Source organism: Paracoccus sp. BR5-17, assembly GCF_055693925.1.
In genome coordinates this window covers 2,275,309-2,295,706 of sequence record NZ_JBVFUV010000003.1, presented here as the reverse complement: position 1 = coordinate 2,295,706, position 20,398 = coordinate 2,275,309, and the positions used below count along the sequence as shown (strand labels likewise).

At 69.3% G+C, this 20,398-nt stretch carries 23 protein-coding genes, 1 tRNA gene and 1 pseudogene; 13 read left to right on the top strand and 12 right to left on the bottom strand.

Annotated elements, in window-relative coordinates:
- Window positions 1-22: 22 nt before the first annotated feature.
- From ACZ1HC_RS12890 to ACZ1HC_RS12855, 8 genes are all read right to left on the bottom strand, one after another.
- Entirely contained in the window at window positions 23-967 is a 945-nt protein-coding gene (locus ACZ1HC_RS12890; RefSeq protein ID WP_472700341.1) for an AEC family transporter, read from the bottom strand.
- Window positions 964-1,782 (bottom strand): MBL fold metallo-hydrolase, encoded by an 819-nt coding sequence (locus ACZ1HC_RS12885; protein WP_472700340.1) that lies wholly within the window; start codon window positions 1,780-1,782, stop codon window positions 964-966. The genes ACZ1HC_RS12890 and ACZ1HC_RS12885 overlap by 4 nt, the downstream gene beginning before the upstream one ends.
- On the bottom strand, window positions 1,779-2,576 hold the full coding sequence (locus ACZ1HC_RS12880) for a TatD family hydrolase (protein ID WP_472700339.1): 798 nt from the start codon (window positions 2,574-2,576) through the stop codon (window positions 1,779-1,781). Before ACZ1HC_RS12880 ends, ACZ1HC_RS12885 begins: the two co-directional genes overlap by 4 nt.
- A 3-nt stretch (window positions 2,577-2,579) precedes the next feature.
- Entirely contained in the window at window positions 2,580-3,686 is a 1,107-nt protein-coding gene (locus ACZ1HC_RS12875; protein WP_472700338.1) for a DNA polymerase III subunit delta', read from the bottom strand.
- A complete protein-coding gene (gene tmk / locus ACZ1HC_RS12870) occupies window positions 3,683-4,279 on the bottom strand; it encodes a dTMP kinase (RefSeq protein ID WP_472700337.1) in 597 nt (198 codons plus the stop codon). The genes ACZ1HC_RS12875 and tmk overlap by 4 nt, the downstream gene beginning before the upstream one ends.
- On the bottom strand, window positions 4,279-5,424 hold the full coding sequence (locus ACZ1HC_RS12865) for a D-alanyl-D-alanine carboxypeptidase family protein (protein ID WP_472700336.1): 1,146 nt from the start codon (window positions 5,422-5,424) through the stop codon (window positions 4,279-4,281). The genes tmk and ACZ1HC_RS12865 overlap by 1 nt, the downstream gene beginning before the upstream one ends.
- Before the next feature lie 90 nt (window positions 5,425-5,514).
- On the bottom strand, window positions 5,515-6,087 hold the full coding sequence (locus tag ACZ1HC_RS12860) for a thymidine kinase (RefSeq protein WP_472700335.1): 573 nt from the start codon (window positions 6,085-6,087) through the stop codon (window positions 5,515-5,517).
- A gap of 116 nt (window positions 6,088-6,203) precedes the next feature.
- Window positions 6,204-7,433 carry a DEAD/DEAH box helicase gene (locus ACZ1HC_RS12855; RefSeq protein ID WP_472700840.1) on the bottom strand — a complete coding sequence of 410 codons (1,230 nt, stop codon included), beginning with the start codon at window positions 7,431-7,433 and terminating at the stop codon, window positions 6,204-6,206.
- 500 nt (window positions 7,434-7,933) lie between these two features.
- On the opposite strand from ACZ1HC_RS12855, the gene ACZ1HC_RS12850 reads away from it, so the two are divergent.
- Complete coding sequence (locus tag ACZ1HC_RS12850) at window positions 7,934-8,890, top strand: calcium-binding protein (protein WP_472700334.1); 957 nt, start codon at window positions 7,934-7,936, stop codon at window positions 8,888-8,890.
- Here ACZ1HC_RS12850 and dtd read toward each other — a convergent pair.
- Window positions 8,887-9,336 carry a D-aminoacyl-tRNA deacylase gene (gene dtd / locus ACZ1HC_RS12845; RefSeq protein WP_472700333.1) on the bottom strand — a complete coding sequence of 150 codons (450 nt, stop codon included), beginning with the start codon at window positions 9,334-9,336 and terminating at the stop codon, window positions 8,887-8,889. The genes ACZ1HC_RS12850 and dtd overlap by 4 nt on opposite strands.
- On the bottom strand, window positions 9,336-9,560 hold the full coding sequence (locus ACZ1HC_RS12840; RefSeq protein WP_472700332.1) for a hypothetical protein: 225 nt from the start codon (window positions 9,558-9,560) through the stop codon (window positions 9,336-9,338). Before ACZ1HC_RS12840 ends, dtd begins: the two co-directional genes overlap by 1 nt.
- Before the next feature lie 113 nt (window positions 9,561-9,673).
- Between ACZ1HC_RS12840 and ACZ1HC_RS12835 the strand changes: the two genes are divergently transcribed.
- From ACZ1HC_RS12835 to dusA, 5 genes are all read left to right on the top strand, one after another.
- A complete protein-coding gene (locus ACZ1HC_RS12835) occupies window positions 9,674-9,925 on the top strand; it encodes a DUF2312 domain-containing protein (protein WP_103172693.1) in 252 nt (83 codons plus the stop codon).
- A gap of 149 nt (window positions 9,926-10,074) precedes the next feature.
- Window positions 10,075-11,916, top strand: coding sequence for a DEAD/DEAH box helicase (locus ACZ1HC_RS12830; RefSeq protein WP_472700331.1), 1,842 nt, complete (start codon window positions 10,075-10,077; stop codon window positions 11,914-11,916).
- 99 nt (window positions 11,917-12,015) lie between these two features.
- Entirely contained in the window at window positions 12,016-12,342 is a 327-nt protein-coding gene (locus ACZ1HC_RS12825) for an HU family DNA-binding protein (RefSeq protein ID WP_472700330.1), read from the top strand.
- 56 nt (window positions 12,343-12,398) lie between these two features.
- Window positions 12,399-12,473 (top strand) — tRNA-Val (locus tag ACZ1HC_RS12820).
- 25 nt (window positions 12,474-12,498) lie between these two features.
- Window positions 12,499-13,485, top strand: a complete 987-nt coding sequence (gene dusA, locus ACZ1HC_RS12815; RefSeq protein WP_472700329.1) for a tRNA dihydrouridine(20/20a) synthase DusA — start codon at window positions 12,499-12,501, stop codon at window positions 13,483-13,485.
- Here the strand turns inward: dusA and mazG are convergent.
- Window positions 13,443-14,372 carry a nucleoside triphosphate pyrophosphohydrolase gene (mazG, locus tag ACZ1HC_RS12810; protein WP_472700328.1) on the bottom strand — a complete coding sequence of 310 codons (930 nt, stop codon included), beginning with the start codon at window positions 14,370-14,372 and terminating at the stop codon, window positions 13,443-13,445. The genes dusA and mazG overlap by 43 nt on opposite strands.
- Window positions 14,373-14,434: 62 nt before the next feature.
- Between mazG and ACZ1HC_RS12805 the strand changes: the two genes are divergently transcribed.
- A complete protein-coding gene (locus ACZ1HC_RS12805) occupies window positions 14,435-15,601 on the top strand; it encodes a M20 aminoacylase family protein (protein WP_472700327.1) in 1,167 nt (388 codons plus the stop codon).
- Window positions 15,602-15,604: 3 nt separating this feature from the next.
- Here the strand turns inward: ACZ1HC_RS12805 and ACZ1HC_RS12800 are convergent, their stop codons facing one another.
- Complete coding sequence (locus ACZ1HC_RS12800) at window positions 15,605-15,910, bottom strand: hypothetical protein (protein WP_472700869.1); 306 nt, start codon at window positions 15,908-15,910, stop codon at window positions 15,605-15,607.
- Here ACZ1HC_RS12800 and yajC point away from each other — a divergent pair.
- The 6 genes and pseudogenes from yajC to ccmB all read left to right on the top strand — a co-directional run bounded on the left by yajC (window position 15,827) and on the right by ccmB (window position 20,383).
- A pseudogene (gene yajC / locus ACZ1HC_RS12795) lies at window positions 15,827-16,062 on the top strand (preprotein translocase subunit YajC). The gene ACZ1HC_RS12800 and the pseudogene yajC sit on opposite strands and share 84 nt — an antisense overlap.
- Window positions 16,063-16,098: 36 nt before the next feature.
- A complete protein-coding gene (gene secD / locus ACZ1HC_RS12790; RefSeq protein ID WP_472700326.1) occupies window positions 16,099-17,763 on the top strand; it encodes a protein translocase subunit SecD in 1,665 nt (554 codons plus the stop codon).
- Between the two features lie 10 nt (window positions 17,764-17,773).
- Window positions 17,774-18,754: a protein translocase subunit SecF gene (gene secF, locus ACZ1HC_RS12785; protein ID WP_472700325.1), complete on the top strand. Its 981-nt coding sequence runs from the start codon at window positions 17,774-17,776 to the stop codon at window positions 18,752-18,754.
- Window positions 18,754-19,107 carry an Mth938-like domain-containing protein gene (locus tag ACZ1HC_RS12780; protein ID WP_472700324.1) on the top strand — a complete coding sequence of 118 codons (354 nt, stop codon included), beginning with the start codon at window positions 18,754-18,756 and terminating at the stop codon, window positions 19,105-19,107. The genes secF and ACZ1HC_RS12780 overlap by 1 nt, the downstream gene beginning before the upstream one ends.
- A complete protein-coding gene (gene ccmA, locus ACZ1HC_RS12775) occupies window positions 19,104-19,730 on the top strand; it encodes a heme ABC exporter ATP-binding protein CcmA (RefSeq protein WP_472700323.1) in 627 nt (208 codons plus the stop codon). Before ACZ1HC_RS12780 ends, ccmA begins: the two co-directional genes overlap by 4 nt.
- The gene (ccmB, locus tag ACZ1HC_RS12770; protein WP_472700322.1) at window positions 19,727-20,383 is read left to right on the top strand and encodes a heme exporter protein CcmB; all 657 of its coding nucleotides are present in this window, start codon (window positions 19,727-19,729) and stop codon (window positions 20,381-20,383) included. The genes ccmA and ccmB overlap by 4 nt, the downstream gene beginning before the upstream one ends.
- Window positions 20,384-20,398: the final 15 nt, after the last annotated feature.

Genomic DNA, 20,398 nt, shown 5'->3' with positions numbered 1-20,398 from the left:
TTTGGGCAAAGAAGACGCGGCGTCAGGGCAGGATCGCCAGCCACATCCAGATCGACAGGACGGAGAGGGCGGTGCCGACGAGCACCGCCGTCGCGGCCACCCGCCGGGCCGCGCCGTAGAGATTGGCAAAGAGATAGGCATTGGCCCCCGGCGCCATCGCCGCCGTCATCACTGCCGAGCGCAGGCCCACATCGTCCAGCCCCGTCAGCCGCGCCAGCCCGTAGGCGATGCCCGGATGGACCAGCAGCGAACAGGCGCAGCACATCGCGATGGCGCCCGCATCCCCTTCAGGCCGATAGCGATAGAGAACGCCGCCCAGGCCGAACAGCGCGGCCGGCAGCGCGGTGCCGGCGATCATGTCCACGGCCCCCCAGAAGCCTTCGGGCATCACCAGCCCTGCCTGTTGCAGCACGTTCATCGCCATGCCCGCCATGATGCCGATCACCAGCGGCGTCCGCAGCACCCCCGTCATGGCGCGCAGGGCGACGCGGCCCACCGACAACCCGCTGCCCCGGGCGCGCGTGAACTCCATGACGGTGATGCCGAAGGTATAGAGCAGCGGCGAATGGACCGCGATGATCGCCCAGTTGCCCGACAGCGAGTCCGGGCCATAGGCGCGCTCCATGATCGGGATGCCCAGAAGCAGGCTGTTCGAGAACAGGCAGACAAAGCCGATCGCCACGCAATCGGCAGGCGGTCGGTGGAACAGAAGCCGCGCCCCAACCCAGCCCAGGAAGAAGCTGGAAAAGGCGCCGGCGTAGAAGGGCAGGATCAGGGCAAGCCGGAACTCGGCCCCCAGGTCCAGCCGCGCCATCGAGGCGAACAGCAGCGTCGGCGCAGCAAAGTTCTGGGCGAACACCATCAGCCCGTCCACCGCGCTTTCGCGGAACAGGCCGCGCCAGGCGACCAGATAGCCGAAGCCCACGATCAGGAAGACCGGGACGATGATGTTGAACAGCGCGCTCATAGCGCGGCGGGATGGTCGGGCGTGTCCGAACTGGCTTCGATCACCATGCCGTCGAAGGCGGGCTGGACGTGGTCGGGCGTGCCGGCGGCGACTCGGGCGTAGTCCATGTCGATATGCATGTTGGTCAGCACGGCGCGGGGCGTCCCGGCCTGCGCGATCCAGTCCAGCGCCTGCGCCAGATGGGCATGGCTGGGATGGGGCTGGGGACGCAGGGCGTCGCAGATGAAGACCTCGGCCCCGTGGATCAGCGGCCAGGCGGGCTGCGGGATGTCGGACACGTCGGGAAGATAGACCAGCCCGCCGATGCGCAGGCCCAGGGCGGTGATTTCGCCGTGCTGGACGCGGAAGGGGATCAGGGTGACGGGGCCGCCCGGACCGTCCACCCGGATCGGGCCGTCGATCAGGTGCAGGTCGCAGACCGGCGTGTAGTAGCTGCCGGGCGGGGTCTTGAAGATATAGCCGAAGCGGTCCAGCAACTGTTCCGAGGTGGGCATGTCGGCCCAGGCGGGGATCAGCCTGCCGGCGTTGAACGCCACCTGCCGCAAATCGTCGATGCCGTGGATATGGTCGGCATGGGCATGGGTATAGACCACCGCGTCCAGGGTGGCGACATTTGCGTCCAGCAGTTGCGGCACCAGGTCGGGGCCGGTGTCGATCAGGACCTGCGTCACCCCCGCCGGTCTGAGCCGTTCCACCAGAAGCGAGCAGCGCCGGCGGCGGTTCCGGCGATCCGCCGGGTCGCAGGCCCCCCAGCGGTTCCCGAGGCGCGGCACGCCGCCCGAGGAACCGCAGCCCAGGATCGTCGCCCGGATCATGCGGCCGCCTTCGCGAACAGCCGGTCGAAATTGGCCGAGGTCTGCGCCGCAAGCTGCTGATAGTCCATGCCCGAGGCTTCGGCCAGAATGGCCGCGGTGTTCGCCACATAGGCCGGTTCGTTGCGCCTGCCGCGATGGGGCGGCGGGGCCAGGAAGGGGCTGTCGGTTTCCACCAGGAGGCGGTCCGGAGGGGCCGCGGCGAAGATCGCGCGCAGTTCGGCCGAACGTGGGAAGGCGGCGATGCCGGACATGGACAGGTAGAAGCCAAGATCGATTGCCGTTCGCGCCAGGACCGGACCCGAGGTGAAGCAGTGCATCACGCAGGAAAACGCCCCCGCCCGGTATTCCTCGGTCAGGATACGGGCCATGTCGTCGTCGGCATCGCGGGAATGGATGATGAGCGGCAGGCCGGTGCGGCGCGCGGCCTCGACATGGATCCGCAGGCTTTCGGCCTGCCGGTCGGCGCTGTCGGCGGTATAGTGATAGTCCAGCCCCGTCTCCCCGATGCCCACGAACTTCGGATGCGCCGAGAGGCCGACAAGCTGATCGACGGTGGCCAGGGGCTCGTCGGCCGCACTCATCGGGTGGGTGCCGGCGGCATAGAAGACGCCGTCATAGCGTTCCGCCAGGGCGCGGACCCGGGGTTCCTGGCGCAGGCGGGTGCAGATCGTCACCATCCGGGTGACGCCCGCCGCCCGGGCGCGGTCGATCAGGGCGTCGTGTTCGCCGTCGAAATCGGGGAAATCCAGATGGCAATGGCTGTCGACGATCGGCACGGGAACCGCTGGGGACATGGATCAACCTTTGGCTGGCAGAGCGGATCGCGCGGGCGGCAGATGCGCCAGTTCGATCAGCATATCCATCACCAGCGCGGCAGGGTCAAGGTTCACCGCCCGGCCCGCGCGGGCGCGTGCGGACAGCCGCGCCTGCGCCTCTGCCCAGGCACGCGCGGCGCGGTCATCGGGCGACAGCCGGGCCAGCAGCGCGCCCTCGCCCCGCGCGGCCTGCGGCAGGGGCGGTCCCATGAGCCCCGCGCGGGCGGCGCGCGCCAGGAAGCGGTCCAGCACCGTCATCGTCAGGTCGAAGGGATCGCCTTCGGCCCCCGCGCGTCCTGCCGCCGCATCGGCAAAGGCGGCGGCCAGCGGCCGGTCCAGGCGGGGCAGGGTGGCCATAAGGTCCACAAGCTGCTGATAGCGGTCCAGGCCGCCCTGGCCGGCCAGGCGCAAGGCCTCTCCCACCGACCCGTCCGAGAGGGCGGCCAGCGCCTCGGCATCCTCGTCGATGCCCAGGTGGGACAGCACGTTGCCCATCTGGGCGGGTTGCAGCGGCGCCAGGCGCAGGGTGCGGCAGCGGGACCGGATCGTGGGCAGCAGGCCCGCAGGCTGGTGCGCGACCATCAGGATCAGCGCGTCGCGCGGCGGTTCCTCGAGCACCTTCAGCAAGGCGTTGGCGGCGGCAATATTCATGTCGTCGGCCGCGTCGATGATGGCGATGCGGCGGCCTCCCTCGGCTGCGGACAGGTGGAAGAAGGCCAGCAGCCGCCGGATCTCGTCCACGGTGATCTGCGCCGACAGGCGGCCCGCCTTGTCGTCCCAGGGACGGCGGACCAGGTGCAGGCGCGGTTCCGACAGGGCCGCGACGCGCCGCGCCTGCGGCGTGTCCGGGGCGCCGAAGGGACCAGAGGCGCCGGCCAGGACCCAGCGGGCGATCGCCCAGGCCAGCGTGGCCTTGCCGACGCCGCGGGGGCCGGTCAGCATCCAGGCATGATGCAGCCTTCCGTCCCGGGCGGCCTCGACGAACCGGGCGATGGCGGCGTCCTGCCCGATCACCCGGTCGGTGTGGCGCGGATGCGGGGCGCCGGGGACACGGTCGGGTTCGGGAATGTCGTCCGGATCGGCCTTCACAGCGCGGCCCGGATGCGGGCGGCGACCTCGGCCTGGCTGCCGCGACCGTCGATCAGGCGGACGCGGGCGGGAAACTCGGCCGCGAGGGCGCGAAAGCCGGCGGCCAAGCGCTGCTGGAAGTCAAGGCCCAGCCGCTCGAAGCGGTCCTCGGCCCCGCCCCGGGCGCTGCCCCGGCCAAGGGCGGTGGCCGGATCCAGGTCGATCACCAGGGTCAGGTCCGGTTCGGCGCCGATCGCCAGATCGTGCATCCGGTCCACGAAGCCGCGCAACTCGCCCCGCGTGGCGCCTTGATAGACCCGGGTGCTGTCGGCGAAGCGGTCGGTGATGACGGTCCGGCCCGCGGCAAGCGCCGGGCGGATGGTGCGTTCCAGGTGATCGCGGCGGGCGGCGGTGAACAGCAGGCATTCGGTTTCGGCCGACCAACGTTCGCCCGCCCCCTCGACCAGCAGGCGGCGGATCTCCTCGGCCCCCGGGCTGCCGCCGGGCTCGCGCGTCAGGACGACGTCGCGCCCCTCCAGGCGCAGGGCATCGGCCAGCAGGCGGGCCTGCGTGGACTTGCCGCAGCCGTCGATCCCCTCGAAGCTGATGAACATCAAAGACCGGCGGCCTCGATGGCCTTGTGGCCCAGCTGCATCACCGCGCCCTTCATGCGCCCGGCAAAGCCCGCCTCGGCGATGTCCTCGGCCGCCAGCAGCGGCGTCACCGCATCCCGGGTGCCGGGAACCGAGACGACAAGCCGGCCGACCTGGTCGCCCTTGGCGATGGGCGCGGGAATGGGCGAATCGTAAACCGCCTCGACCTTCACCTGATCCTGCGACCCGGCCGGAAGCAGCACGTTCACCCCGTCCTTCGTGGTCAGGCCGACGCGGCCCTTGGTCCCCAGCCAGACCGGCGCCTCCAGCACCGTCTCACCGGCGGGAACCAGGGTTTCCATGCTGAACTGGCGGAAGGCCCAGTTCACGATCCGCTCGGCTTCCTCGGCGCGGGCGGTTTCGCTCTGCAGGCCGCTGATGACAAAGATCACCCGCCGCCCGTCCTGCACCGCCGATCCGACCAGGCCATAGCCCGCCTCCTGCGTGTGGCCGGTCTTGAGACCGTCGGCACCGATGTCCAGCTTCAGGATCGGATTGCGGTTGAAGCGGTTCGACGGCACCCGGTCCATGTAGCGGAACTCGGTCAGGGCGAAGTCGTCGTAATACTGCGGAAAGTCGTTGATGAGGTGCATGGCCAGCATCCCCAGATCCTCGGCCGACATCACATGACCCTCGGCAGGCCAGCCGGTCGAGTTCTTGAAGACGGAATGTTTCAGCCCCAGGGCCTTGCCGCGTTCGGTCATCTGCCGGGCGAAGGCGTCCTCGGTCCCGGCCAGCCCCTCGGCCAGCACCACGCAGGCGTCGTTGCCCGACAGCACGATCACGCCCTTGATCAGCTGGTCCACGGTCGGCGTGTCGCGCGGCTCGACGAACATCTTCGATCCGCCCATCTTCCAGGCCTTGGTGGACACCGGCAGCGTGTCGTCCAGCTTCAGGCGGCCGTTCTCCAGCGCCTCGAACACCATGTAGAGCGTCATCAGCTTGGACATGGACGCGGGCGGGATCGGGACTTCGGCGTTCTTCGACATCAGCACCGTGCTGGTGTTCACGTCATAGACCCAGGCCGAACTTGCCGTCGTCTCGAAGGCCTGCGCCGGGGCGGCCAGAGTGAGAACGGCAAGAAGCCGCAGCAGGAACGCGCGCATGGAAGATCCTTTGCCTGTTTGGCTCTCAGGATTACAACAAGGCCCTGCGTCCCGCAACGCGGGCGACACATCCTGAGATAGAATTGATGGTCAGTGCCCGGTGGCTTCGCGCCAATGGCGCCGGCACAGGGACACGTAGGTTTCGTTGCCGCCGACCTGCACCTGCGCGCCTTCGGTGACGGCGCGGCCGCCATCGTCCCGGCGGATGACCATGGTGGCCTTCCTGCCGCAGTGGCAGATGGTGCGCACCTCGCGCAGGTCGTCGGCCAGGGCCAGCAGCGCGGCCGATCCGGGGAACAGCTCGCCCCGGAAATCGACACGCAGGCCGTAGCACATCACCGGAACATGCAGATCGTCCGCGACGCGCGCCAGTTGCCACACCTGCTCTGCCGACAGGAACTGCGCCTCGTCCACGAAGACGCAGGCGCAGCCGGCGCCGCGTTGCGCGATCAGCGCGAACATGTCGGTGCCGGCGTCGAAGGTCGTCGCGTCCTCGCCGATGCCGATGCGGCTGGCGATTCGGCCTTGGCCCGCGCGGCTGTCGATGGCCGCCGTCAGCAGCAGCGTCTGCATCCCCCGTTCGCGATAGTTGTAGGACGCCTGCAGCAGCAGCGTGCTCTTGCCGGCGTTCATGGTCGAGTAATGGAAATACAGCTTGGCCATGGCGCCAGATAGCGCCGGGGCAGGCGGTCAGCAAGATGGCCAAGAAGCCGCAGAAGGCATCTCCTGCGGCTTCTTCTTTGTTCAAATACCCAAAGAGGCGACGGCGCCCCCCGCCGTCAGGCCAGACGGCTTCGCGGCTGCCGCGACGGGCCGCGCGTCGGACGCTTGCCGGCGCCGGCACCCATGGGCTTGCCACGGCTGCCGCCCTGCGGACGGGCGGCGGGAACCGGACCGGCCGGCACCTCGCCGCCGATCACGGGGATGGCGGCCTTCATAGCCTTTTCGACGGCGCGCAGTTCGCCGACCTCGGCCGGGGCGCAGAAGGCCACGGCGCGGCCTTCGCGGCCCGCGCGGGCGGTGCGGCCGATGCGGTGGACATAGTTTTCCGGCACGTTCGGCAGGTCATAGTTGTAGACATGCGCGACCTCGGGAATATCCAGGCCCCGCGCCGCCACGTCGGTCGCCACCAGCACCTGCGTGGCGCCCTTGCGGAATGCGTCCAGCGCGCGTTCCCGCTGGCCCTGCGACTTGTTGCCGTGGATGGCCGCGACGGCGAAGCCCCACTTCTCCAGCAGCTTGGCCAGCTTCTCCGAGCCGTGCTTGGTGCGGCCAAAGACCATCGCCAGTTCGCCCGGATGCTTGGACAGGTATTCCGCCAGCAGCGTCGCCTTGTCGCCCTGGTTGACGAAATGCACGCCCTGCTCGATCTTCTTGGCCGCCTGACCCGGAGGGTTCACGGCGACTCGGACCGGATCGGTCAGGTAGGTGTCGGCCAGTTCCTCCATCAGCTTGGGCATGGTGGCGGAAAACAGCAGCGTCTGGCGGTCGCGGGGCAGCATCCGCGCGATCTTGCGCAGGGTGTGGATGAAGCCGATGTCCAGCATCTGGTCGGCCTCGTCCAGCACCAGATAGGTGGTGGCCTCGAGGCTGATGGCGCGGCGCTCGATCAGGTCCATCAGCCGGCCCGGCGTGGCGATCAGCACATCGACGCCGCGCGCCAGCCGTTCGGTCTGCACGTTGATGGACGCCCCGCCGACGACGCGGAACGACCGGATCGGCGTTCCCTCGGCATAGGCGTCGATATTGGTGGCGATCTGCGTCGCCAGTTCGCGGGTCGGCGCCAGGATCAGCGCCCGGCAGGTCCGGGGATCGGGCTTCTTGCCGAAGTTGATCAGCCGGGTCAGCATCGGCAGGCCGAAGGCGGCTGTCTTGCCGGTCCCGGTCTGGGCCAGTCCCAGCACGTCGCGGCCCTTGACGACCGCGGGAATGGCTTCGCTCTGGATCGGCGTGGGCTTGGTCAGCCCCATCGCCGCGACATTGGCGTTGATGCGGTGGTCGATGCCCATGTCGGCGAAGGGGCCGGTGGGCAGCGGATCGCGCGCCGGGGCGCGGCGGCCTTCGTTCGCGTCAAGATGCGGCGCTGTCCGCGGCTTCTGGGCGCGCGCCGGGCGGCGGGGGTTCTTGTGTTCCATCAATCTCTCGTCCCCGCATCCCCCGTATCGGATGCAGGGCAGGGGCCGCGTCGATGCGCGGCGATCGGCAGGGGTGCGGGCGCGATACGAGGATGCCCGCAAGCCTCCCCGCGTGAATGGGAAACTGGAATGAGATGCCGGACCCTTGGCGAAAACGCGGCTGCTCACGCGGCAGCGGGTGTCGACAGGACCCAGATGGGCCTTCGCGCCGTGCAAGTCAAGCCCGTTCCTGCCTTGGGCCCGTTCCGTTACGTCACCGCCAAGGGGCGGTTAACGAAGATTAAAGTTCGGCGTGGCGCTGTCCGGGGCGCGGTGACAGGATGAAGCCCGGGGACCCGCGGTCCCCGTTCACCTCGCCTTCCCAAGGATCCGCCATGGCAACGGTCAAGGCCGATTTTCAGGTCGACAGCCTTGCGATCGACATCAACTTCTACTCCCGCAACTTCTGGGAGGATCTCTTTTCCAACGACATCTTCGAAACCTATGGCGGCCGGATCTATCAGGATGTCTATGCCATCAACGGCTATGACGGCTACACGGACCTGGTCCTGACCCTCGGCGGGTCGGGCATCCGCTTCGGCGACCGGGGGGCCGTGGTCTCGGGGACCGTCACCGGCCTCCTCGAGGAGTTCTATGACGGTCGCGACATCCTTCTGGTCCAGGATGTCTCGTTTTCTGCCTCCGGCATCTACAAGGCGGGCATTACCGGGGGGAATGCCGACGACCGCCGGATCTACGCCTCGATCTTCGCGGGCCCCGATGCGATCGACCTCAGCGCCTATGCCGACCGCTTCGAGGGCTGGGGCGGTGACGACCGGATGTGGGGACAGGGGGGCGACGACACGCTGATCGGCGGGACGGGCAACGACCTGCTGTATGGCGGTTCGGGCAGCGACCGCCTGGCCGGAGGCGAAGGGCGGGACCAGCTTCGCGGCGGCACCGGCCGGGACAGGCTTGAAGGGGCTCCCGGCGCCGACATGCTGGAGGGGGGCGCCGGTCAGGACCGGATGCTGGCGGGTCTGGACATGGCGCGCGACGTCTTCGTGTTCCGCAACGCGGGCGACAGCGCCAAGGGGACGCAGCGCGACGCGGTCCTGCAGTTCCACGCCGGGCAGGACGACATCGACCTGTCGGCCATCGACGCCCATCCCGGGCGGGGCGGAAACCAGGCCTTCGCCCTGGCGGGTGGCGCCGCCGCGCATTCGGTGTGGCAGGTCAAGCAGGCCGGGGGCGTGCTGGTCCTGGGCGACGTGAACGGCAACAAGACCGCCGATTTCGAGATATGGGTGGACGACGTGGCCCGGCTGGGGGCTGGGGATTTCATCCTCTAGGCGCGGTCGGCGGTGTCCAGCCAGATCGTCACCGGCCCGTCATTGACCAGCCGCACCGCCATGTCGGCGCCGAAGCTGCCGGTTTCGACAGCGATGCCCTGGGCGCGCAGGCTCTCGGCGAAGAATTCGTAAAGCCGCCGCCCCTCGTCCGGCGCGGCGGCGGAGGAAAAGCCGGGGCGGTTGCCGCTGCGCGTGTCGGCGGCCAGGGTGAACTGGCTGACCACCAGGGCGCCGCCCCCGGTGTCCAGCAGCGACCGGTTCATCCGTCCCTGATCGTCGCGAAAGATGCGCAGCCTGGCCACGCGCGCGGCCAGCCGCGCCGCCGCCGCCTCGTCATCGCCCGCCATGGCGCAGACCAGCACCAGAAGCCCCCGCCCGGTCTGGCCGATGACGGTTCCCTCGACCGCGACGGACGCCTCGGTCACGCGCTGGACAAGCGCGCGCATCAGCCCAGCAGGATCCCGGCGATGACCGCCATCAGCCCGATCATCGACACCGCCAGCGCGCCCATGTTCACCGCCACCACGCGGCGCATCCGTTCGCGCAGCGCCGCGTCGTCCAGCCCCGCCCGGCGCGCGCGCGCCACCGTCAGGATGCACCAGATCAGCGCCGCGACCCCCGCCAGCGTCAGCACCGCGCCGCCCCAGATCAGCCCGTCGAAAATCGTCATCGGATCATCCCCGCCCATCACCGCCCGCGCCCTAGCGGCGATTGCGCCGCGCGGCAAGACCGCCTAACAGGTGCGGCCAAGGACGGGCAGGATCACTACGGGAAGGAATCGCGATGATGGACGATCAGGCTTACAGCGTGGCCGCGGACGAGCTGCGCCAGTTCATCGAGCAGTTCGAGCAATTGGAAGCCGAGAAGAAGGACATCGCCGAACGCCAGAAAGAGGTCATGGCCGAGGCCAAGGCCCGCGGCTATGACACCAAGGTGATGAAGAAGATCGTGGCCCTGCGCAAGCGCGACCGCGACGACATCGCCGAAGAGGAAGCCATCCTGGAGATGTACAAGCAGGCGCTTGGCATGGGCTGAGGCCTTATTCCTTTGACTTCCGCCACCAGTCCCCGTAGAAGCGCCCCTTCGGCTTCGGATTTCCGGGACGGCGGACGCGGGGAGATGTCTGTCGCAAAGGATCGCGGTGCCATCACACGGGTGTAAGGCACCCCCATTCTGGCGATGACATGACAGACAACACGATAGCCGCGCCGCTGGCCGCGGCTCTGGCGGACAAGGGCTATGCCAGCCTGACCGCGGTTCAGCAGGCGGTTCTGGGCAGCGATGCCGCGGGCCGCGACATGCTGGTTTCGGCACAGACGGGTTCGGGCAAGACGGTGGCCTTCGGGCTGGCGATCGCGCCGCAACTTCTGGACGGCGACGCGCTGCCCGATGCGGTTGCCCCCGTCGGGCTGGCCATTGCGCCGACGCGCGAACTGGCGCTGCAGGTCGCGGCCGAACTGGGCTGGCTCTACGCCCAGGCCGGCGCCCGCATCGCCACCTGCGTCGGCGGCATGGATTACCGCAGCGAACGCCGGGCGCTGGAACGGGGCGCGCATATCGTCGTGGGCACGCCGGGCCGGTTGCGCGACCATATCGAGCGCGGCTCGCTGGACCTGTCGGCGCTGCGCGTCGCGGTGCTGGACGAGGCCGACGAGATGCTGGATTTGGGCTTCCGTGAGGATCTGGAATTCATCCTGCAGGCGGCGCCCGCCGACCGCCGCACGCTGATGTTCTCGGCCACCGTGCCGCCGGCGATCGAACAGCTGGCCGGCACCTTCCAGCGCCACGCCCTGCGCATTGTCGCCCAGGGCGAATCGCGCCAGCATGGTGACATCGAATACCGCGCCTTCACCGTGGCCGCCCGCGACCGCGAGCCTGCGATCTTCAACATCCTGCGCCTGCACGAGGCGCGCACCGCGATCATCTTCTGCAAGACCCGCGCCAACGTCAACCACCTGCTGGCCCGCATGGGCAACCGGGGCTTCAAGGCCGTGGCCCTGTCCGGCGAACTGAGCCAGCAGGAACGGACCCATGCCTTGCAGGCGCTGCGCGACGGTCGGGCCTCGATCTGCGTGGCGACGGACGTGGCCGCGCGCGGCATCGACCTGCCGGGCCTGGAACTGGTGATCCACGCCGACCTGCCGACCAATCCCGACACGCTCCTGCACCGGTCGGGCCGCACCGGGCGGGCAGGCTCGAAGGGCGTGTCCGCGCTGATCGTCATGCCTTCGGACCTGCGCAAGGCCCAGATGCTGCTCAAGCGCGCCCGGGTCGAGGCCTCCTGGGGACCGGCCCCCTCGGCCGACGAGGTTCGGGCCCAGGACGATACCCGGATGCTGGACCACCCGGCGCTGAAGGACGGCAACGACGAGGAATCGGCTATGGCGGGCGTGCTGCTGGACCGCTTCGGTCCCCAGCGGCTGGCCCAGGCCTTCATCCGCCTGTGGCGCGAAGGCCGCCCCGCCCCCGAGGAACTGACCGTCCTGCAGGATCGCGCCCCCTCGGCCCCGCGCGAGCGTCCTCCCTTCGGCGAGGCCGTCTGGTTCGCGCTGTCGGTGGGCCATACCGGCCGGGCCGAGGCCCGCTGGCTGCTGCCCAAGATCTGCGACGCCGGCGGCATCAACCGCGACGCCATCGGCGCCATCCGCGTGCGCGAGAACGAGACCTTCGTGCAGATTGCCGTCGCCCAGGCCGGCAGGTTCGGCGAGGCGACCGAGCTTGAGCCCGACCTCATCATGCGCCGCCTTCCGGGCGAGCCTGATCTGGACCGCGCGGCGCGTCCCGCAGAACGCCCGGCGCAGCGCAAGCCCGACGCCAAGCCGAAGGATGCCCTGCGCACCGACAGCCGGGGCGAGGATGCTCAGGCCAGGGCGCGCAAGCCCCGCTGGACGGCCGAGGACCGCAGCGCCAAGACCGGCCGGACAGGGGCGCCGAAGGCCGGCCCGTCGAAGCCCGCGGGCGGCCGGGACCGCGGCGCCAAGTTCGCGGCCCCGCGCAAGGGCAAGCCGGGCCGGGGCGAACGCTGACGCCCCGACCGCCGCAAGCCGTCCGTTAACTAATTAATGTTGACGTAAGGTCCGACACGCTCCACCCTAAGGCTCGTGGTCTCGTTGGTGGAGTGTGTGATGATCAAGCGTATTTCCCCGCCGGGCGCGGAGCCGGGATCGGTTCCGGGCCATCCGCAAGCGGCGCACGTTCTTCAGAAAAAGGATTTCGTGGACCGCGTGGTGGCGGCCAGCGGCGCCAAGAAGGCCGATGCCCGCCCGATCATCGAGGCGACCCTGGCCCAGCTTGGCAAGGCGCTGTCGGCCGGGGAAACCCTTGCCGTGCCGCCTCTTGGCCGCGCCCGCGTCAATCTGGAACGCGATCAGCGCGGCGGCGAGATCATCACCCTGCGGCTGCGCCGCCGGCCGGCCGCCACCCGGCCATCCGCCCAGCCCTCGGCCGAGTGACAGCCTGCGATTCGCCCTTGCGGCCGCCCATCCCGGCTGCTAGAGACTGCGCCCACGGGTGATTAGCTCAGCGGTAGAGCGCTTCGTTCACATCGAAGATGTCAGCGGTTCAAATCCGTTATCACCCACCATCCCTCCTCTTGCCGCGACAGCCAGATGATGAAACCTCCGGTCACAGACGCCGCAACCCTGTCCGTGGCGCCCATGATGGACTGGACCGACCGTCACTGCCGGGCCTTCCATCGGCTGATGTCGCGCCGCGCCCTGCTCTACACCGAGATGGTGACCGCCGCCGCGGTCATCCATGGCGACCGTCCCCGTCTGCTGGATTTCGATGCGGTCGAACATCCCGTGGCGCTGCAGCTGGGCGGCTCGGATCCCGCCGAACTCGAGGCTGCGACCCGGATCGCCGCGGACTGGGGCTATGACGAGATCAACCTGAACGTCGGATGCCCCAGCGACCGGGTGCAGTCGGGCTGCTTCGGCGCCGTGCTGATGAAGTCGCCCGATCTGGTCGCCGACTGCGTCTCGCGCATGATCGCCGCCAGCCCCGTCGAGGTGACCGTGAAATGCCGCATCGGCGTCGATGACCAGGTGCCCGAGGCCGTCCTGCCGGACTTCCTGGACAGGATGCGCCAAGCCGGCGTCCGGCGCGTGACGATCCATGCCCGCAAGGCCTGGCTGCAAGGGCTGAGCCCCCGCGAGAACCGCGAAATCCCGCCCCTGGATCATCCGCTGGTCCACCGGATGAAGCGCGATTTCCCGGACCTGCACCTGTCGATCAACGGCGGCATCGCGGATGGCGATTCGATCCGTGGCCATCTTCGGGTGATGGACGGGGTGATGGTCGGGCGCGCCGCCTATCACCAGCCTTGGGACATCCTCGGGCAGGCCGACCGGCTCTGGGGCGACGAGCCGCCCTTCTCGGCGCCCGACCAGGTGGCGCGGACCATGCGCCCGCGGATCCTGGATCACCTGGCCTCGGGCGGGCGGCTGCACCAGATCACGCGGCACATGCTGGGCCTGTTCCACGGGATGCCCGGCGCGCGCGGCTGGAAGCGCATCCTCTCGGAGGGCGCGTCCAGGGGCGGGATCGAGGTCTATGACGCCGCCCTTGACCAGGTCACGAGACTGGCTGCCTGAGCCGGCTTCTTCTTTGCGCAAATACCCTGGGGTGAAGGCCCTCCGGGCCGAGGGGCGAAGCCCCTTCCTTGTTGCGCGGCCCGTTCGGCGGCCTTGGCCTCGTCCCACAGCCGGTCCATCTCGGCCAGGTCGCTGTCCTCGGGCCGGCGGCCGGCGGCGGCAAGCGCGGTTTCGACCGCGCGGAAGCGTCGCGTGAACTTGGCGTTGGCCCGGCGCAGGGCCTGTTCCGGGTCGATCTGCAGGTGCCGCGCCAGATTGGCGATGACGAACAGCAGGTCGCCCATCTCCTCCTCCAGCGCTTCGGGCCCCAGGCGGTCGCGCGCCTCGACCAGTTCGGCGGTTTCCTCGGCGATCTTGTCCAGCACCTGGGCGGGGCCGGGCCAGTCGAAGCCGATGCGCGCCGCCCGGTTCTGCAGCTTGACCGCACGGGTCAGGGCGGGCAGGCCCAGCGCCACCCCGTCCAGGGTGCCGCGCTCGGCCTTGCCGGCGCGCTCGACCGCCTTGATCGCCTCCCAGTCCTTGACCTGCTGGGCCGCGGACTTGTCGCGGGATTCGTCGCCGAAGACATGGGGATGCCGGAAGATCAGCTTGTCGGAAATCGCCCGCGCGCAATCCGCGAAGTCGAACATGCCCTTTTCGCTGGCCATCTGCGCGTGGAACACCACCTGCAGCAGCAGGTCGCCCAGTTCGGCCGGCAGTTCGTCCCAGGCCTGCCGCTCGATGGCGTCCGCGACCTCGTGGGCTTCCTCGATCGTGTAGGGCGCGATTGACCCGAAATCCTGTTCGATGTCCCACGGGCAGCCGGTCTTCGGATCGCGCAGCCGCGCCATGATGTCGATCAGGCGGGCGATCTCGGCCCCCGCGTCGCGGCGCGTGTCGTCGGTCATTGCGATTTCCCCTCGCTTCTGTCCTGATGGGCGCATTGCCACAGCCAGGGTGCTTAGTCCACATGCCCGTCCTGAACCGCATCGCCGAATTTTCGGATGACATGATCCAGTGGCGGCGGCATCTGCACCGGCATCCCGAACTGGGCTTCGAATGCTTCCAGACCGCCGCCTTCGTGGCCGAACGCCTGCGCGCCTTCGGCGTGGACGAGATCCACGACGGCATCGGCAGGTCGGGCATCGTCGGCATCATCGAGGGGCAGGCCCCGGGCCCCACCATCGGGCTGCGGGCTGACATGGACGCGCTGCCGATGGACGAGGCGACGGGGCTCGACTACGCATCGGCCGTGCCGGGGCGGATGCACGCCTGCGGCCATGACGGGCACACGACGATGCTGCTGGGCGCGGCCCGCTATCTGGCCGAGACGCGCAATTTCGCCGGCCGCGTCGCGCTGATCTTCCAGCCGGCCGAGGAGAATGGCGGCGGCGGCCAGGCGATGGTGCAGGACGGCATGATGGGCCGCTTCGCCATCGACCGGGTCTTTGCCATGCACAACAGCCCCGGCCTGCCCGTGGGCGCCATGAACACCACGCCCGGGCCGATCATGGCGGCGGTGGACACCTTCGAGATCCACGTCCAGGGCAGGGGCGGGCACGGGGCGATGCCGCACCTGACCGCCGATCCGATCGTCGCGGCCGTGGCGGTGGTGAACGCGATCCAGACCATTTCCAGCCGCAACCACTATGCGCTTGACGACTTGGCCCTGTCGGTCACGCAGATCCACGCCGGCAGCGCCGACAACATCGTGCCCGACACCGCCTATGTCTGCGGCACCGTGCGCACCTTCGCCCCCCATGTCCGCGACATGGTGCGCCGCCGGATGGCGCAGATCTGCGACGGGCAGGCGGCGGCCTATGACCTGTCGATCAGGCTGCACTACGTCGAGGGCTATCCCGCCACCGTCAACGACCCGGACCAGACCGCCTTCGCGGTGCGGGTCGCCCAGGAGATCCTGGGTCCCGCCAATGTCGCGGGCGATGCGGGCCGAGAGATGGGGGCCGAGGACTTCAGCTACATGCTGAACGAACGACCCGGCTGCTATCTGTTCATCGGCCAGGGCGACACGGCGGGGGTCCATCACCCGGCCTATGACTTCAACGACGCCATCCTGCCGATCGGCGCCAGCTTCTTCGCCCGGCTGGTGGAACGCGGCCAGCCCCGGACGCGCTGACGTTCACGTTCCTGTTCGCGGCCGGACCCGCCGCCTGCCTTCCTTGCCAAGCGGGGGCTGCGGCGATAGGTTGCGCGCCAATTCGGGCGGGCCAGACCGCCGTGACAGCCGAAAAGGGAAAGTTTCATGTTCGTCAGCCCCGCCTATGCCCAGGCCGCCGCAGGCAATGCAGGCGCCGGCGCCGCCTTCGCGCAGTTCATCCCGCTGATCCTGATCTTCGCGATCATGTATTTCCTGATGATCCGCCCGCAGCAGAAGCGCATGAAGCAGCACCGGGAAATGGTCGCGGCGCTGAAGAAGGGAGACCACGTCGTGACCTCGGGGGGATCATCGGCAAGGTGTCCTCGGTCCGCGACGACGAGCTTGAGGTCGAGATCGCCACCGGCGTCAGGGTCCGCGTGATCCGCACGACCGTCTCGCAGGTGCTCAACAAGACCGAGCCCGTCGCGGCGAACGCCTGACGCCACCGAACGACAGAAAGCAGGGGCCTGGGCAAGATGCTGCAGATCGACCGTTGGAAACGCATCCTGATCGTCGCGCTTTGCCTTCTCGGCATAGGCTTCGCAGTGCCCAACCTGTTCTACCAGCGGGTCGAGAGCCATAACGACGCGGTGGCCGAAATCGAGCGGACCGGGGTCGAGACCCCCGAACTGGCCGCCGCCCGGGATGCCTGGCCGGGCTGGCTGCCTTCCTCGGTCGTGGCGCTGGGGCTGGATCTGCGCGGCGGGGCGCATCTTCTGGCCGAGGTCCGGGTGGCCGATGTCTACAAGGCCCGCATGGACGCGCTGTGGCCCGAACTGCGCCGCGCGCTGGCCGAGGAACGCGCCACCCTGGGCGCGGTCCGCCGCCTGCCGTCGCTCGACGGCACCCTGACGATCGAGATCGAGAACCGGGACCAGATCGCCCGCGCGGTCGAGATCGTGCGCGGCTTTTCCACCCCCGTCACCAGCCTGACCGGGGCGGGCCAGCAAAGCCTGGCCATCCAGCAGCAGGGCAACACCATCACCGTGCAGCTTTCGGACGCCGAAAAGGCCGTCACCGACGACCGCACCGTTCAGCAGAGCGTCGAGATCATCCGCCGCCGCGTCGACGAGGTCGGCACCCGAGAGCCGACCATCGTCCGCCAGGGCGCGGACCGCATCCTGATCCAGGTGCCCGGCATCGGCTCGGCCGAGGAACTGAAGGCGCTGATCGGCACGACCGCCCGGCTGACCTTCAACTCGGTCGTGGGGACGGGCACGGACCCCGATGCGCGGCCCGGCGTGGGGCAGGTGGTGCTGCCCTCGGCCGAACAGGAGGGCATCTACTACACGGTCGAGGAAAGCCCCGTCGTCACCGGCGAGGAACTGACCAATGCCGTCCCGGGGACCGACCCCAACGGCCAGCCGGCGGTGGATTTCAGCTTCAACCCCTCCGGCGCGCGCAAGTTCGGCGCCTACACAGCGGCCAACATCGGCCAGCCCTTCGCGATCGTGCTGGACAACGAGGTGATCTCGGCCCCGGTGATCCGGTCGGCCATTCCCGGCGGGACCGGGCAGATCTCGGGGTCGATGGACTTCGACGAGGCGAACCGGCTGGCCGTGCTGCTGCGCGCGGGCGCGCTGCCGGCGGAACTGGACTTCCTCGAGGAACGCACCATCGGCCCCGAACTGGGCCAGGACAGCATCGACGCGGGCCGCCTGTCGTCGGTGATCGCCATGGTGGCGGTGGTGGCCTACATGATCGCCAGCTACGGGCTGTTCGGCGCCTTCGCCTCAGTCTCGGTGATCGTGAACGTGATCCTGATCCTGTCGGTCATGTCGATCATGGGCGCCACCCTGACGCTGCCGGGGATCGCCGGGATCGTGCTGACGGTGGGCACGGCGGTCGATGCCAACGTCATCATCTACGAACGCATCCGCGAGGAGCTGCGCGCCGGAAAGCGCGTCGCCAAGGCCATCAGCGACGGCTTTGACGAGGCAATGAGCGCGATCATCGACGCCAACGTGACCTCGTTCATCGCGGCGGCGGTGATGTTCTTCCTGGGGTCCGGCCCGGTCAAGGGCTTCGCCGTGACGCTGACCATCGGGCTTGTCACCTCGGTCTTCACGGCCATCTTCCTGACGCGGCTGATGATCGTGTGGTGGCTGGAATGGCGCAAGCCCAAAGAACTGATCCTGTAAGGGGACCGCAATGGCATTCCGTCTGAAACTTGTCCCCGACAACACCCGGATCGACTTCTTCCGCTGGCAGTTCCTGACCTTCGGCGCGTCGATGGCGGCGATGGTGGCTTCGGTCATCCTGGTCCTGACGATGGGCCTGAACTTCGGCATCGACTTCAAGGGCGGCACCACCATCCGCACCGAAAGTCCCACCGCCTTCGAGGTCGGCGACTATCGCGAGGCCCTGGACGACCTGGGCTTCAGCGACCTGGCCATCACCGAGGTCTTCGATCCCAGCTTCGGCGCCGACCGGCACGTGGCGATGATCCGCATCGGCACGACCGACGAAACCGGCTCGGTCTCGCCCGAGCAGTTGAACCGGATCGAGGCCGCGCTGCGCGAGGTCGATCCGCAGATCACCTTTTCGTCGGTGGAATCGGTCGGCCCCAAGGTGTCGGGCGAACTGATCAGGACGGCGGTCTATGCGGTGGCGGCCGCCTGCCTGGGGATCATGGCCTATATCTGGCTGCGCTTCGAATGGCAGTTCGCCATCGGCGCGGTGGTGTCGCTGGTCCACGACGTGTTGCTGACGGTGGGGCTGTTCTCGCTGTTCCAGCTGAAGTTCGACCTGACGACCATCGCGGCGCTGCTGACGACGCTGGGCTTTTCCGTTAACGACACCGTCGTGGTCTTCGATCGGCTGCGGGAAAACCTGATGAAGTACAAGACCAGGCCGCTGATCGACCTGATGAACCTGACAGCCAACGAGACGCTGTCGCGCACGGTGATGACGGCCGTGACCGCTGCCATCGCGCTGACGGCGATGCTGATCTTCGGCGGCGACGTGATCCGCGACTTCGTGATCGCGATGCTGTTCGGGGTGATCGTCGGCTGCTATTCCACGATCTATGTCGCCAAGAACGTCGTGCTGTGGCTGGGCGTCAAGCGCGACTGGTCCAAGAAGGACCCGAAGCTGGCGGCCTCGCCCTTCGAGAACGCGGAACGTCCCTGATGAAGCTGACCCCCAGCGACTTCGGCGGTGCCCTTGCGGTGGAGGGCTATGGCCCCGGCTTCTTCCGGGTCGGCGGGACGGTGTTCCGGGGCGCGGTTCTGGTGACCGCCTCGGCCGTCGAGGGCTGGGGCGGGCTTGCGGATCACGCGGCGCTTCTGGCGCTTGCGGGGCGGATCGACGTGCTGTTTCTGGGCATGGGCGCCGATGTGGCCCATGCGCCCGCCGATCTGGCCGCGGCCCTGGCCCAGGCGGGGATCGCGGTCGAACCGATGGCATCGCCCACCGCGGCGCGCAGCTATAACGTGACGGTCGCGGAAGGGCGGCGGGTGGCCTGCGCGCTCCTGCCTCTGTGAGCGTTCTTGCGGTCCAGGATCTGTGCGTCGCCCGCGGCGGCCTGCGGGTGCTTGCCGGGCTGTCCTTCACGCTGGAGGCGGGGCAAGCCTTGATCCTGCGCGGTCCGAACGGCATCGGCAAGACCACCCTGCTGCGCGCGGTGGCGGGCCTGCAGCCGCCGGTGTCGGGGCGGATCGATATGGCCGACGATGCCGTGGCCTATGCCGCCCATGCCGACGGCGTGAAGGGCGCGCTGACCGTGTCCGAGAACCTGGGCTTCTGGGCGCGGATCTTCGGCGGCGGCGATTTGGGCGGCGCCCTGGCGGCGATGGACCTTGCGTCCCTGGCCGATCGTCCCGCCGCGGCGCTGTCGGCGGGGCAGAAGCGGCGGCTGGGGCTGGCGCGGCTGGTGGTGGCGCAGCGCCCGCTGTGGGTGCTGGACGAGCCGACCGTGTCGCTGGACGCGGCATCGGTCGCCCGCTTCGCGCGGATGGTGCAGGGCCATCTGGCGCAAGGTGGGGCGGCGCTGATCGCCACCCATATCGACCTGGGGCTGGATGCGCGGGTGCTGGACATGGCGCCCTTCCGGGCCCCGCCGGCGCGGGACGCCCGCCCCGCCGGCTTCAACGAGGCCTTCGCGTGACCGCCCTGCTGCGCCGCGACCTGGCGCTTGCCATCCGCGCGGGCGGGGGCTTCGGCCTGGGCGTGGCCTTCTTCCTGATCCTCTGCGCGCTTGTTCCCTTCGGCGTCGGCCCCGACACCGCCGCGCTGCAGCCCATTGCGCCCGGCATCCTGTGGCTGGGCGCGCTGCTGGCCTGCCTGCTGTCGCTGGACCGCATCTTCGCCCTGGATCACGAGGACGGCAGCCTGGATCTGCTGGCGACCTCGCCCCTGCCGCTGGAGGGGGCGGTGGCGGTCAAGGCGCTTGCCCACTGGATCACCACCGGCCTGCCGCTGGTCCTGGCCGCGCCCCTGTTCGGCATCCTGCTGCACCTGCCGGCCCGGGCGATCCCGCCGCTGCTGGCGTCGCTGCTGCTGGGGACGCCCGCCCTGTCCATGCTGGGCGCCTTCGGGGCGGCCGTCACCGTGGGCCTGCGCCGCGGCGGGTTGCTGCTGTCGCTGCTGGTGCTGCCCCTTTACATCCCGACGCTGATCTTCGGGACCGAGATGATCCGCCGCGGGCAGGAAGGCGGCGCGACCGCCACGCCGCTGCTGTTCCTGGCAGGGATCACGGCCGGCACGCTGGGTGTGATACCTTTTGCCGCAGCCGCCGCGCTGCGGATCAACCTGCGATGAAGCGGCTTGAGCCGC

Coding starts and splice junctions, on each gene's coding strand:
- ACZ1HC_RS12890 (WP_472700341.1), bottom strand. CDS start 967: ATGAGCGCGCTGTTCAACATCATCGTCCCGGTCTTCCTGATCGTGGGC.
- ACZ1HC_RS12885 (WP_472700340.1), bottom strand. CDS start 1,782: ATGATCCGGGCGACGATCCTGGGCTGCGGTTCCTCGGGCGGCGTGCCG.
- ACZ1HC_RS12880 (WP_472700339.1), bottom strand. CDS start 2,576: ATGTCCCCAGCGGTTCCCGTGCCGATCGTCGACAGCCATTGCCATCTG.
- tmk (WP_472700337.1), bottom strand. CDS start 4,279: ATGTTCATCAGCTTCGAGGGGATCGACGGCTGCGGCAAGTCCACGCAG.
- ACZ1HC_RS12865 (WP_472700336.1), bottom strand. CDS start 5,424: ATGCGCGCGTTCCTGCTGCGGCTTCTTGCCGTTCTCACTCTGGCCGCC.
- ACZ1HC_RS12860 (WP_472700335.1), bottom strand. CDS start 6,087: ATGGCCAAGCTGTATTTCCATTACTCGACCATGAACGCCGGCAAGAGC.
- ACZ1HC_RS12855 (WP_472700840.1), bottom strand. CDS start 7,433: ATGGGCATCGACCACCGCATCAACGCCAATGTCGCGGCGATGGGGCTG.
- ACZ1HC_RS12850 (WP_472700334.1), top strand. CDS start 7,934: ATGGCAACGGTCAAGGCCGATTTTCAGGTCGACAGCCTTGCGATCGAC.
- dtd (WP_472700333.1), bottom strand. CDS start 9,336: ATGCGCGCGCTTGTCCAGCGCGTGACCGAGGCGTCCGTCGCGGTCGAG.
- ACZ1HC_RS12840 (WP_472700332.1), bottom strand. CDS start 9,560: ATGACGATTTTCGACGGGCTGATCTGGGGCGGCGCGGTGCTGACGCTG.
- ACZ1HC_RS12835 (WP_103172693.1), top strand. CDS start 9,674: ATGATGGACGATCAGGCTTACAGCGTGGCCGCGGACGAGCTGCGCCAG.
- ACZ1HC_RS12830 (WP_472700331.1), top strand. CDS start 10,075: ATGACAGACAACACGATAGCCGCGCCGCTGGCCGCGGCTCTGGCGGAC.
- ACZ1HC_RS12825 (WP_472700330.1), top strand. CDS start 12,016: ATGATCAAGCGTATTTCCCCGCCGGGCGCGGAGCCGGGATCGGTTCCG.
- dusA (WP_472700329.1), top strand. CDS start 12,499: ATGATGAAACCTCCGGTCACAGACGCCGCAACCCTGTCCGTGGCGCCC.
- mazG (WP_472700328.1), bottom strand. CDS start 14,372: ATGACCGACGACACGCGCCGCGACGCGGGGGCCGAGATCGCCCGCCTG.
- ACZ1HC_RS12805 (WP_472700327.1), top strand. CDS start 14,435: ATGCCCGTCCTGAACCGCATCGCCGAATTTTCGGATGACATGATCCAG.
- secD (WP_472700326.1), top strand. CDS start 16,099: ATGCTGCAGATCGACCGTTGGAAACGCATCCTGATCGTCGCGCTTTGC.
- secF (WP_472700325.1), top strand. CDS start 17,774: ATGGCATTCCGTCTGAAACTTGTCCCCGACAACACCCGGATCGACTTC.
- ACZ1HC_RS12780 (WP_472700324.1), top strand. CDS start 18,754: ATGAAGCTGACCCCCAGCGACTTCGGCGGTGCCCTTGCGGTGGAGGGC.